8 protein-coding genes are annotated in these 12312 nt (G+C 73.0%); 3 read left to right on the top strand and 5 right to left on the bottom strand.

Features of this window, described 5'->3' with window-relative positions; all coding sequences use genetic code 11:
• Positions 1-411 precede the first annotated feature (411 nt).
• Complete coding sequence (locus tag IE242_RS25350) at positions 412-960, bottom strand: MarR family winged helix-turn-helix transcriptional regulator (RefSeq protein WP_189863054.1); 549 nt, start codon at positions 958-960, stop codon at positions 412-414.
• Between the two features lie 130 nt (positions 961-1090).
• Here IE242_RS25350 and IE242_RS25345 point away from each other — a divergent pair, with 130 nt between their 5' ends.
• A complete protein-coding gene (locus tag IE242_RS25345; RefSeq protein ID WP_189863085.1) occupies positions 1091-2365 on the top strand; it encodes an MFS transporter in 1275 nt (424 codons plus the stop codon).
• Between the two features lie 91 nt (positions 2366-2456).
• On the opposite strand, the gene IE242_RS25340 is transcribed toward IE242_RS25345, so the two are convergent.
• The 3 genes from IE242_RS25340 to IE242_RS25330 all read right to left on the bottom strand — a co-directional run bounded on the left by IE242_RS25340 (position 2457) and on the right by IE242_RS25330 (position 6553).
• Positions 2457-3269, bottom strand: a complete 813-nt coding sequence (locus IE242_RS25340) for a class I SAM-dependent methyltransferase (protein ID WP_189863052.1) — start codon at positions 3267-3269, stop codon at positions 2457-2459.
• A gap of 83 nt (positions 3270-3352) precedes the next feature.
• On the bottom strand, positions 3353-5056 hold the full coding sequence (locus IE242_RS25335) for an ATP-binding SpoIIE family protein phosphatase (protein ID WP_189863050.1): 1704 nt from the start codon (positions 5054-5056) through the stop codon (positions 3353-3355).
• Between the two features lie 132 nt (positions 5057-5188).
• A complete protein-coding gene (locus tag IE242_RS25330; protein ID WP_229859414.1) occupies positions 5189-6553 on the bottom strand; it encodes an NAD(P)/FAD-dependent oxidoreductase in 1365 nt (454 codons plus the stop codon).
• 381 nt (positions 6554-6934) lie between these two features.
• Between IE242_RS25330 and IE242_RS25325 the strand changes: the two genes are divergently transcribed.
• Positions 6935-7690 (top strand): TetR/AcrR family transcriptional regulator, encoded by a 756-nt coding sequence (locus IE242_RS25325; protein ID WP_189863046.1) that lies wholly within the window; start codon positions 6935-6937, stop codon positions 7688-7690.
• A 168-nt stretch (positions 7691-7858) separates the two neighbouring features.
• Here IE242_RS25325 and IE242_RS25320 read toward each other — a convergent pair whose 3' ends face one another.
• Positions 7859-9946: an asparagine synthase-related protein gene (locus tag IE242_RS25320; RefSeq protein WP_189863044.1), complete on the bottom strand. Its 2088-nt coding sequence runs from the start codon at positions 9944-9946 to the stop codon at positions 7859-7861.
• Positions 9947-10706: 760 nt separating this feature from the next.
• Here IE242_RS25320 and IE242_RS25315 point away from each other — a divergent pair.
• Positions 10707-12131, top strand: a complete 1425-nt coding sequence (locus IE242_RS25315) for an NsdA family TPR-like regulatory protein (RefSeq protein ID WP_189863042.1) — start codon at positions 10707-10709, stop codon at positions 12129-12131.
• Positions 12132-12312 lie beyond the last annotated feature (181 nt).

The raw sequence follows: 12312 nt of genomic DNA, 5'->3' as shown, positions 1-12312 counted from the left end.
TCGCGTTTCCCTTTCCGGCGGTTCCGACTCTATCAGATCCTTTCGGGCCTGATTCCCAGTCAGCGGGAGTTGCCTTCCCGGCCGTTGGGCCGTTCCGACGTCCCAAACCTTAGCGGACTCTCCCGGCGATTCCCAATCGAGTGGATCAGGGCCGCCGAGCTCCTGTCCGGAATTCAATTTCAGTGCGCGAGCGCGCTGAGATAAACCCGGTAGGGAGTTCGTTGCAGGTGGTTTGGGGTGCCGCTCGTGCGGCGGGAGGTGCTGCCGCAGAACCGTTACGGCTCCGTGGCAACCCGAAGAACCTTACGGATCGGCGGGAGGACTGTCAAGTATCCCCCGTGCGCCCCTGAGGCAAACCTCGTCCGGTGCCGGAGCTGCGGGCCGTGGGACGCAGCCTGCGCGGGGCGTCCCCTATTCCAGGTCGCTCAGCCGGCCGCCGGCGTCGGGCTGGGCGTGCTCGACGCGGCGCAGGAGCCGGGTGAGCACTTCGCCCAGGACCGCGCGCTCCGCCGGGGTGAGGTCCTGGAGGAGGTCCTCCTCGAAGACCGAGGCGAGGCGCATGGCCTCCAGCCACTTCTCGCGGCCGTCGGTGGTGAGCTCGATGATGACGCGCACCCGGTTGGACTCGTCGCGCTCCCGGGTGACCAGCCCCTCCGTCACCATGCGGTCGATGCGGTGGGTCATGGCGGCCGGCGTCAGACCCAGCCGCTTGGCGAGGTCGCTCGGGCCCATCCGGTACGGGGCACCGGAGAGGACGAGCGCCTTGAGGACCTCCCACTCGGCGTTGCTGATGCCGAGCTCCGCGGTCTGGCGGCCGTACGCGACGTTCATGCGGCGGTTGAGGCGGGACAGCGCCGAGACGATCTTCTCGACCTGGGGGTCGAGGCCCTGGAACTCGCGCTGGTAGGCGGCGATCTGTTCTTCGAGTGTCGGTTCGCCGACGTCGGGGGTGTCGCCCATGGCCGCAGTATGGCACGCCCGCGCTTGGCGTCGAAGTCCTTCGGTGTGTACAGTTTAGCTTCGAACTTTAGATTCGAAGTCTTCAGAGCTAACTCTTCCAGACCTGAGGCAGGTGAACGTGACCAGGGCGATGGGCGCGGCGATGCGCCGGATTCACGTGGGCAACGCGCTCAGCGCGTTCGGCCTCGGCTTCACCGTCCCGTATCTGTACGTCTATGTGGCGCAGGTACGGGATCTCGGTGCCGTGACGGCGGGCCTGGTGCTCGCCGTCTTCGCCGTGGCCGCGCTCGTGGTGCTTCCGTTCGCCGGACGGGCCATCGTCCGGCGCGGTGCGCTGCCGGTGCTGCTCGCCGCCCTGGTGACCGCCGCCGTCGGTGCGCTGAGCCTCGGGCTCGCGGGCAGCGCCTCGACGGTGCTGGTCTCCGCGGCCGTGCTCGGGGCCGGGCAGGCCGTGATGCAGCCGGCCCTCGCGACGATGATCGTCGACTGTTCGAGCAGCGAGACACGGTCGCGGGCGTTCGCGATGCAGTTCTTCCTGCAGAACCTCGGCCTCGGCATCGGTGGGCTCATCGGGGGCCACCTCGTCGACACCTCGCGAGCGGGGTCCTTCACGCTGCTGTTCTCGATCGAGGCGGCGATGTTCCTGGTGCTGGTCGCGGTCATGGCGACCGTACGGCTGCCGCGGGCGCCGAAGATCGAGGGTGCGCCGGCGGGGTCGGCGAAGGGTTCCTGGAAGCAGCTGCTGGGCAACCGGGCCATGGTGCAGCTGTGCGTGCTGGGGTTCGTGCTGTTCTTCGCCTGCTACGGGCAGTTCGAGTCGGGGCTGAGCGCCTACGGCACGGAGGCCGCCGGGATCTCCACGTCCACGCTCGGTACGGCGCTCGCGGCGAACACGGCGATGATCGTGGTCGCGCAGTTCGCCGTGCTGCGGTTCGTCGAGCGGCGCAAGCGGTCGCGGGTGATCGCGGCTGTCGGGCTGATCTGGGCCGTCGCCTGGGCCGTGGCCGGGTACGCCGGGCTCGGGCACGGGAGCGAGGCCATGGCGACGGCGGCGTTCGTGTCGACGTACGCGCTGTTCGGTCTCGGTGAGGCCCTGCTGTCGCCGACCGTGGCGCCGCTGGTGGCCGATCTGGCGCCCGAGGGGATGGCGGGCCAGTACAACTCCGCCTTCGCCCTGGTGAAGCAGCTGGCGCTGGCCGTGGGCCCGGCGGTGGGCGGGCCGATGGGGGCTTCGCTGCACGGGCCGTACATCGTGACGTTCCTGCTGTGCTCGCTGGGGATGACCGTGCTGGCCGTCGGACTCGGGCGGCGGCTCACTCCCGTCCAGAACCAGCCGTCGCTGGCGCAGAGCCGGGTGGTGGCGCAGGGCGGGGCCCCGGCGGAGCCGGCGCCGTCGCACGCCTGAGACGTGGGACAGCACCCGTACTCCGTAGCCGGCCCGCCGACAGGTCGACCTGTCGGCGGGCCGGCCCGTGCGTCGGTGGGCGGCCGTACCGTCAGCGCGTCGCCGTCGCCAGGAGTGTGGTGAACGGGAGCGTCGCCGTGCCGTCCGGGGCCTTGTGGTTGACGAGCAGGTCGCACAGTGCCCGGGAGGCGCGGGCCATGAGGTCCGGGCCCGCCTCCGTGAGCGACCGGGTCCAGGGGACGGAGGCCATCAGGCCCGGCACCCAGTCGGTCAGGGGCGGCGTGACGACGTGCCGGGTGACCAGGTGCACGGTGCCGTCGCGCAGGCCGGACGCCACGAAGGCGGCGGCCAGGCGGTCGGCGGTGCACGAGAAGGCCCGGCGGAAGGCGGCGGTGTCGTCCGGGGAGCCGTACTCCTCGATCACGCGGTACTGGGCGTCGAAGTACGGGCTGCGCTCCTTCGGTGCCCAGGTGGTGAGCGCGATCCGGCCGCCGGGGCGCAGGACGCGCGCCGCCTCCTTGAGGGCCGCGTCGAGGTCGGGGAAGAACTGGGCGCCCTGCTGGCAGATGACCACGTCGAAGGTGGCCTCCTCGAAGGGGAGGGCGTCGGCGGGCGCCTGGGTGAACTCGATGTCGGGGTACCAGCGCGGCGCCCTGGCGGCGGCCACCCGCAGCATGCCCTCGTTGACGTCGACGGCACACACATGGCCCGGGGGGCCGACCCGGGCGGCGGCGGCACGTGCCACGAACCCGGTGCCGCAGGCGAGGTCGAGCACCTGGGCGCCGGGAAACAGGTCGACGATGTCCAGCACGGCCTCGATGAACGGCGCCATGATCGGTGCGACGTACTGCTCGTAGCGTTCGGGAGCGCTCCCTTTGAGCTGGAAGCCGGTTTCGTCTGTCATGGATCAGCTACTAGCACCGCCCGGCCGGGACGAACAGGTGCCGCGCGGGAAACAGCGGCTCCACGGCGCTTCCCGGACACGGCCTAGGACGCGCGGGGCAGGACGAACTCGCACCACACCGACTTGCCGCCGCCCGGTGCGCGGCGGCTGCCCCAGCTGGACGCGATGGTCGCGACGATGGCGATGCCCCGGCCCGACTCGTCGGCCGGTTCCGCGTGGCGGCGGCGCGGCAGGTGGTCGTCGCCGTCCGTGACCTCGACGATCAGCCGGCGGTCGGTGCGGCGCAGCCGCAGCCGCATCGGCGGGGTGCCGTGCTGGAGCGAGTTGGCGACCAGTTCACTGGCTGCCAGGACGCCGAGGTCGTGCAGTTCCGGTGGGAAGCGCCAGCTCGTCAGGACGCCGGAGGCGAAGGCACGCGCGCGGGGGGCCGCTTCCACGCCGCCGAGCAGTTCCAGGGCGGCGTTGCGGAAGAGTTCGCCGTCGGAGCCGGTGCGGGCCGGGTGCTGGAGGACGAGGACGGCGACGTCGTCGTCGTGGTCGGCCGTGACGCCAGCCGAGCGGACCAGCCGGTCGCAGACCACCTGGGGCGTGCCCGTGGCGCCGGCGAGCGCCTGCTCCAGGGAGGCGATCCCCTCGTCCAGGTCGGCGTCCCGGCGCTCGACCAGCCCGTCGGTGTAGAGCACGGCCGTGGAGCCGGGGCCGAGGGGCACCGAGCCCGAGGCGTGCATCCAGCCGCCGGTGCCGAGCGGTGGACCGGTGGGCTCGTCGGTGCGCAGGACGGTGCCGTTCTCGTCGCGTACGAGGATCGGGAGGTGGCCGGCGGAGGCGTACATCAGCCGGCCCTCGTTGGGGTCGTGGACGGCGTACACGCAGGTGGCGATCTGGTTGGCGTCGATCTCCGCGGCGAGGCCGTCCAGGAGCTGGAGGACCTCGTGCGGGGGCAGGTCGAGGCGGGCGTACGCGCGGACGGCGGTGCGGAGCTGGCCCATGACGGCGGCCGCGCGGACACCGCGTCCCATCACGTCGCCGATGACGAGGGCGGTGCGGCCGCCGCCGAGGGTGATGACGTCGTACCAGTCGCCGCCGACCGCGGCCTCGGTGCCGCCGGGGTGGTAGACGGCGGCGATGCGCAGGTCGTCGGGCTGCTCCAGCTCCTGCGGCAGCAGGGAGCGCTGGAGGGTCACCGCGGTCTCGCGCTGGCGGCGCTCGCTGGCGCGCAGCCGCTCGGCGGCCTCGGCGTGGTCGGTGACGTCGGCGGCGAAGACGAGCACCCCGCCCCGCGCCGCCGCGCCACCGGCCTTCCCGTCCACGGGGCCGGAGGCGCCGGCGGCCTCCGCGGCGGCCGAGATGTCGACGGGCGTGCAGGTGATGGTGTACGAACGGCCGCCCGCCGCCTTGCGGGACTTGACCGTCCGTGGCTTGCGGCTGCGCAGCACCTGGTCGAGCAGCGGGAGCAGACCGAGCTCCTCCAGCTCGGGCAGCGCCTCGCGCGCGGGTTCGCCGACCGGCCTGGCGCCGAAGGCGGCCGCATAGGCGTCGTTGACGTACGCGATGCGGTGCTCGGGGCCCTGGACGAGGGCGACGAGGGCGGGGATGCGGTCGAGGACCTCGCGGGTCGGCAGGTCGTCGACGGCGGGTGCGCACGGCGTCTCGTCGGCCGGTCGCTCGGCGCGGGCCGCGGGCACGGAGCCCTCGCCCCGCCGGTCCGGGGAAACCACCAGGTCGGTCCGCGCTGCGGCGCGGCGCTGCGTTCCGGGGAGCCGGGCGCTCCAGCGCGTGAAGTTCACTTGGGAGATGCCTCGTGGGATTCGTAGGGGGGACCGTCGGCCCGCCCGAAGTCGTGGACCAGTCTGGCAGTCTGGCCGACCGGACCGACATCCGTCAGACGCCGGCCCGGTCGCGGGAGTTCCTGGATCCGGTCAGGACGACCCCTTCGGGTCCTGAGGAAACTTTCCACCGGCCGCGAGTTCGAACTCCGCACGGGGATGTTCGAGTGAGCCCAGGGAGACGATCTCCCGTTTGAAGAGCCCCGCCAGGGTCCATTCGGCGAGTACGCGGGCCTTGCGGTTGAACGTGGGGACGCGGCTCAGGTGGTAGGCACGGTGCATGAACCAGGCGGGGTAGCCCTTCAGCTTGCGCCCGTAGACGTGCGCGACGCCCTTGTGAAGCCCCAGGGAGGCGACCGAGCCGACGTACTTGTGCCGGTACGTCTGGAGCGGCTCCCCGCGCAGGGAGCGGGCGATGTTGTCCCCGAGCACTCTGGCCTGGCGCACGGCGTGCTGCGCGTTGGGCGCGCACTCCCTGCCGGGCTCCTCCGCGGTGACGTCCGGGACGGCCGCCGCGTCGCCCGCGCCCCACGCGTGCGCGGCGCCGTCGACGGTCAGCTCGGCGGTGCACCTCAGACGTCCCCGCTCGGTCCGCGGCAGGTCGGTGGCGGCGAGGACCGGATGCGGTTTGACGCCGGCCGTCCAGACCACCGTGCGGGTGCGGAAGCGGGCGCCGTCGCTGAGGACGGCGACCCGGTCGGCACACGATTCCAGCCGGGTCTCCAGGCGTACGTCGATGTTGCGGCGGCGCAGCTCGGTGACCGTGTAGCGGCCCATCTCCTCGCCGACCTCGGGGAGGATGCGGCCCGTGGCCTCGACGAGGATCCATTTCATGTCCGCGGGCTTGAGGTTGTGGTAGTAGCGCGCGGTGTAGCGGGCCATGTCCTCGAGCTCGGCGAGCGCCTCCACGCCGGCGTAGCCGCCGCCCACGAAGACGAAGGTCAGGGCCGCGTCACGGATCGCGGGGTCGCGGGTGGAGGAGGCGATGTCCATCTGCTCGATGACGTGGTTGCGCAGGCCGATGGCCTCCTCGACGGTCTTGAAGCCGATGCCGTGCTCGGCGAGTCCGGGGACCGGGAGGGTGCGCGAGACCGAGCCGGGAGCGAGGACCAGTTCGTCGTACGCGCACGTCTGCTCCCCGGCGCCCTCCTCCCCGGTGGCGAGGGTGGTGAAGGTGGCGGTGCGTGCGGCGTGGTCGATGGACGTGACCTCGCCGACGAGGACTCTGCACCGGTCGAGGACGCGGCGCAGCGGCACGACGACATGCCGGGGCGAGATGGAGCCCGCGCCGGCTTCGGGGAGGAAGGGCTGGTACGTCATGTAGGGGTCGGGCGAGAGGACCACGATCTCGGCCGTTCCTCGCTGGAGCTCCTGCTTCAGCCTCCGCTGGAGGCGCAGGGCGGTGTACAGCCCGACGTAGCCGCCGCCGACGATGAGGATGCGCACGCGTTCCTTCACTCTCCCATGACGCACCCGCCGCTGACGTTTGTCCACAGGCTCAGCAATTTGTATGACCGGGGGCGGCGTCCGCACAGGGTTGTCCGAATCGCTGAAGTGCAGAGAGGATGCGCAGGTCAGATGGTGTGAGACCAGGGGCGCAAGAGGGCGCATCGAGGGCGTAACCGGCCCGTACTCCAATCGGGGGGCGCCCTGTGCGGAACCTGCCCCTTCTGAATTGACCCTCGCTCAACTATGTTCGTGTCTGACGGGGTGTAGGGGGATGCGCTCGACGGGCCGCGAACGGCGGGCCCGTTCAGGGTCAGTGCTCGTTCCCGAAGCTCCGGCTTCCGATGGCGGGGAGAGTCTCCGGGGGGAGACGTCATTACCGGGGGAATACGCATGCACATTCAGGACTCTCAGTGGACTTCCGCGTCGGCCGTCACACCTGGTGGCGTCGGCACGGGGGGAAACAGTGCGCGTGGGGACGGAGCAAGGACGACCCCGCTGCGCGTGGACGCACAGCGCAACCTGGAGCACGTACTGCGCGCGGCCCGCGAGGTCTTCGGCGAGCTGGGATACGGCGCGCCGATGGAGGACGTGGCGCGCCGCGCGCGCGTGGGTGTCGGCACGGTGTACCGGCGCTTCCCGAGCAAGGACGTCCTGGTCCGTCGGATAGCCGAGGAGGAGACCTCCCGGCTGACCGACCAGGCGCGTGCCGCGCTCGGCCAGGAGGACGAACCGTGGTCGGCGCTCTCGCGCTTCCTGCGGACGTCGGTGGCCTCGGGCGCCGGACGGCTGCTGCCGCCGCAGGTGCTGCGTGTGGGGGTCGCCGAGGAGACGCCCGACGCGGTCGCCGGGGACGAGGCGCGGGTGCCGCAGCAGCGGATCCGTTCGGTGGCGGACGGGATCCGGCTGGTGCACGAGGACGGGGCCGCGGCCGACGACGCGGGCGCGGCGGCCCTGCTGGAGGTCGTGGGGCAGCTCGTGGAGCGGGCGCGGGCCGCGGGCGAACTGCGGCCGGACGTCGCCGTGTCGGACGTCCTGCTGGTGATCGCCACGGCGGCGCCCTCCCTGCCGGACGCCGCACAGCAGGCCGCGGCCTCCGCACGGTTGCTCGACATCCTGCTGGAGGGGCTGCGGTCGCGGCCGGCGTAGCCGGTTCGGGAGCGCGGACTGATCCGGCTCGGGGGCGGGTACCGGTCTCGGTGCCCGCCCTTTCCCGTTCCCGTGTCGCCCGCGTCGGAAAGCCACCGGGCTTTCCCCGTACGGGAGGACGTCACTCACTGAGTCGGCGGATATCCCTCGAACGAGTGACGAGCCGTCCTATCTCCTCCCTGCCCCCAGCGCTTTGCCATGAGGCGTGATGCCCGCCGGCACCGCCCGCTGCCGTGCCGGTGTGCCGGTCCAGCAGGTGCCGCGGCGGGCCAGCAGGCGGCCGAGCCAGAGTTCCAGGGAGACCAGGTCCGCGAAGCCGTCCAGCGGCAGGGGCTCGCCCTGCACGGCCGCGCGGAGCGCCTTGCGGACCACTCGGGCCTCCACCAGACCCGCGTCGGCGAGCAGGGGCGTGTCGAAGAGGCCCATCAGGGAGTCCACCGCCACGCGCAGCCCGGTGCGGGCCGCGGCCGCCGAGGACGCGTGGGAAGGGGCGCCCCAGCCGGGCGGCAGTTCCCCGACGCCGGCGCCCTCCAGCACCGTACGGAGGATGGCGGCCCGGGCACCGGGCTTGACGCGCAGGGCTTCGGGCAGGGCGCGGCAGGCCCGTACGACCTGGTTGTCGAGGAACGGGGCGTGCAGGCGCTGGAAGCGGACCTCAGCAGCCTGTTCGAGGACGCGGAGGTCCGCCGCGTGCCGGGCGAGTGCCGCACGCGCGCGGAAGTCTCCCGGGCGCCGGCCGGGGCCGAGGTCCGGGCGGCCGGACGCCGCGTTCAGGCGAACCGATACTTCGGCGAGCGCCTCACCGGTCAGCCAGCGGGCCGCCGGTCCGGGTCTGGCCCAGGTCAGCGCCGCGAGGGAGGCACCGACCGCGCCGCCCGGCTCCTCGAAGCGCTTGTGCATGAGGCGGTCGGCGAGGTGTTCCACCCCGGTGCGGTACGGGGTGCGCGCCAGCTTCCGGGCCGCCGCGTACACGCGCGCGGGGACCATGACGGAGCCGTCCGCCTTGGCCAGCGCGGCGACCGGACGGACCAGGTGCCGCCTCTTGCGGTCCATGAGGAGGTCCGCGAGCCGGGCCGGGTGGGCGTCCAGGACCTGCCGTGCGCCGTGTCCCGTGAAGTGGTCCGCGCTGCCCGAGGCGAGCCGTGCTCGGTGCCGGGCCGCCGTCACCAGCGAGGGGCCCGGCTCGTCCGTCAGCGGGCCCTCCAGGTCGGCGTACGGCAGCACCTCCTCGCCGCCCGCGACCACCACGTGGTGCAGGCGGGGGTTGGCCGCGAGGGTGCCCGCCCGTTCCAGTTCGGCCTCGCGGCCGTTGACGGCGAGGTCGTTGAAGGTGACGGCGAGCAGGCGCTCGCCGGCGCCCGTGCCGTGGCCCAGCACCGTGCCGGGGGCGCCGGGCAGGCCGGCGGCGAGCAGCGCCAGGGTGCCGGAGGCCGGCCCGCCGGAGAGGTCGGCTCCGATGCCCGGCACCGGCATGCCGCGGGCGGCCCGGCGCTCGGCCGGGCCCATGCCGGGGACCGGACCGGGGTCGATGTCGGCGCCGGGTACGTGCCGGGGGGCGGCCAGACGGGTGCGTACGGCCTCCACGAGGGCGTCGCGGACCCCGTCCACCGCGCTCGCCGGGTCGGCGGAGGGTGCCGCGACCGCGAGGGACGCGACCGGCTCGTACCCGGCGATCTCGCGGGCACCCGCCCGCAGGATCAGCGCATGTCCCGGCGGGATGCGCCGCACCCCTTCGTAGGGGGTCGAGTCGTGCAGGGCGGCCGGCACGTCGGGCGTGGCGAGCAGCGAGGCCAGGTGCCCCCAGTCGAGGTTGGCCTCGATGAGGTCGGCGAGCGGGAGGGCGGCGGTCGCGTAGGCCGTGCCGCCCGCCCAGGGTGAGTAGAAGACGGGGCGGGCGCCCGCGAGGTCGCCGCACACCGTCACCCGGCGCCCGACCTGGACGACGGCCGTGTAGCTGCCGGACCAGGCGGTGAGATGGCGCAGCGCTCCGCCGCGCGCGGCGAAGAGCGCCACCCTCAGCTGCTCGTCGCTGGCCCCGCAGGTGCCGAGGACCGCGATCCTGGTCTGCTCGTCGGCCGCGACGACGCGCACCTCGTCGGGGCGCCAGTCGCCCACGGCCCACAGCGGATCCGGGTCGCCCCAGAGGAGTTGGGAGCCCACGGGGTGCACGGTCTCGCCGTCGTATCCGGTGGCGCCGGCGGAGCCGATCACGGGCGCAGCAGGGGCGGTACTGCTCCACCCCACCAACCACCGCATCGCCGCCTCCACAGACTGTGGACAACCAGTGCACCGTACGAACCGGGCACCATGCTGCCACGAAGGAAGCGTGCGGAGGGGCCTGTGCGACGGCTTGCGCACCTTTGAATGCGCCCCGCAGCACCCCCGTTGGGAACCCGCGACGCGCGCGGGCGATGCCGTACGTACCGCTCCCGACGTCCGCGCGCGGAAGGTGAGGCACGCGCGCGCGGGACGGCGATCGCGGTGCCGCCTCCGGAGACCGACCCCGCCGCTACGACCTGAATGCGCCCCCGATACGCTCCCCCGGAAGCCCTGATGCGCCGTCAAGAGCCGTGGTGAGAGCGTTGATCACCACAGGGAAACGACGTCGATTTTCGGCCAATTCCGGTGCGGGCTGCGCCAGATGCACACGCTCCGTACATGCTCTCCGCAACGAACGTCCGACGCGCGGCCCGGGAGGCGGAGCTCGCCCCCCGGACCGGTCCGCCGCCCGCGGGGATGGAGGCGGCGGTGTCCCCCAGCCCACTGGATCCAGTACAGCGGGCCGACCCACGCACCGCTCATCGAAGCGCCCTCCGCATGGCCGGAGAAGGTCGCACGGACGGGCGCACGGCCACACAACGGGAGCACACCGCAACAGTCCGTACTCGCGTACGGGCCACAATCCCGCCATCCGGAAATACGCCCCTTAACGCTTGGGATGCGGCGAACTACGCTGGGTTTACGAATGCCGCGCGCCTATGCCGCCGCGGCAGCCGTCTGTGTCGAGGGGTGGCGCATGTCCAGGGAGCAACGCGGGCCGAACGAAAAGCTCGGCGCCGTTCTCGCCCTCGCGGGAATCAGCAATGCGGGGCTCGCACGGCGCGTCAACGACCTCGGCGCTCAACGCGGGTTGACCCTTCGCTACGACAAGACCTCGGTCGCGCGCTGGGTGTCGAAGGGCATGATTCCCCAGGGCGCCGCGCCGCACCTCATCGCCGCCGCGATCGGCCAGAAACTCGGCCGCCCGGTGCCGCTCCACGAGATCGGCCTGGCGGACGCGGACCCCGCGCCGGAAGTGGGGCTCGCCTTTCCCAGAGACGTCGGCCAGGCGGTGAAGTCGGCGACGGAGCTGTACCGGCTGGACCTCGCCGGGCGCCGGGCCGGCTCCGGCGGCATCTGGCAGTCGCTGGCCGGATCCTTCGCAGTAAGCGCGTACGCAACGCCCGCCTCGCGGTGGCTGATAACCCCGGCCGACAGTTCGGTGGCACGTGACGCCGGTCCCGCCGAGGGATCCGGAGCCCCACTGAAAGTCGGCCACAGCGACGTGCAGAAGCTCCGCGAGGCCGCGGAGGACGCCCGGCGCTGGGACTCCAAGTACGGCGGTGGCGACTGGCGTTCGTCCATGGTGCCGGAGTGCCTGCGGGTGGAGGCGGCACCGCTGCTGCTCGGCTCGTACTCGGACGAGGTCGGCCGCGCCCTGTTCGGAGCGTCCTCGGAACTCACCCGGCTCGCAGGCTGGATGGCTTTTGACACGGGTCAACAGGAGGCCGCCCAGCGCTACTACATCCAGGCCCTGCGCCTCGCGCGCGCGGCCGCCGACGTACCCCTCGGGGGCTACGTCCTGGCATCGATGTCGCTCCAGGCCACCTACCGCGGTTTCGGCGACGAGGGCGTCGACCTCGCCCAGGCCGCCCTGGAACGCAACAGAGGCCTGGCCACCGCCCGCACGATGAGCTTCTTCCGCCTCGTCGAGGCGCGTGCCCACGCGCGCGCGGGCGACGCCCAGGCGGCCGGCGCGGCCCTGAAGGCGGCCGAGGGCTGGCTGGAGCGGGCCCGCGACGGCGACCAGGACCCGTCCTGGCTCGGCTTCTACTCCTACGACCGTTTCGCGGCCGACGCCGCCGAGTGCTACCGCGACCTCAAGGCCCCCCGCCAGGTCCGCCGCTTCACCGAGCAGGCCCTGTCCAAGCCCACGGAGGAGTACGTCCGCTCCCACGGCCTGCGCCTGGTCGTCTCGGCGGTCGCCGAACTGGAGTCGGGGAACCTGGACGCGGCCTGCGAGCAGGGCGTACGGGCGGTCGAGGTCGCCGGACGGATCTCGTCGGCCCGGACCACCGAGTACGTCAAGGACCTCCTCCACCGGCTGGAGCCGTACGGCGACGAACCGCGCGTGGTGGAACTGCGGGAGCGCGCACGGCCGCTGCTGATGGCGCCGGCCTAGCCCGCCGGCAGGCGGGCGGCCGACGGCTCAGAGCCCGGAGAAGCGGGCTCCGGGCTGTCGGTCGATCACCTGCCGCCGAAGCGTTTCAGCGCCTGCGCCGACCGGGCCGGCGCTTCTCCCCGCACTCCCGGCGCACGCACGGAACGGGCGAATCCGCCCGTTCCGCGCCGTCCGGGACGGC

Source organism: Streptomyces poonensis (genome assembly GCF_014650915.1).
In the GTDB taxonomy this organism is placed as follows: domain Bacteria; phylum Actinomycetota; class Actinomycetes; order Streptomycetales; family Streptomycetaceae; genus Streptomyces; species Streptomyces poonensis.
The sequence above is the reverse complement of the archived record's forward strand: the minus strand, read 5'-3'. Positions and strand labels throughout refer to the sequence as shown.

Coding starts and splice junctions, on each gene's coding strand:
- IE242_RS25320 (WP_189863044.1), bottom strand. CDS start 9,946: ATGCGGTGGTTGGTGGGGTGGAGCAGTACCGCCCCTGCTGCGCCCGTG.
- IE242_RS25345 (WP_189863085.1), top strand. CDS start 1,091: ATGGGCGCGGCGATGCGCCGGATTCACGTGGGCAACGCGCTCAGCGCG.
- IE242_RS25340 (WP_189863052.1), bottom strand. CDS start 3,269: ATGACAGACGAAACCGGCTTCCAGCTCAAAGGGAGCGCTCCCGAACGC.
- IE242_RS25315 (WP_189863042.1), top strand. CDS start 10,707: ATGTCCAGGGAGCAACGCGGGCCGAACGAAAAGCTCGGCGCCGTTCTC.
- IE242_RS25325 (WP_189863046.1), top strand. CDS start 6,935: ATGCACATTCAGGACTCTCAGTGGACTTCCGCGTCGGCCGTCACACCT.
- IE242_RS25350 (WP_189863054.1), bottom strand. CDS start 960: ATGGGCGACACCCCCGACGTCGGCGAACCGACACTCGAAGAACAGATC.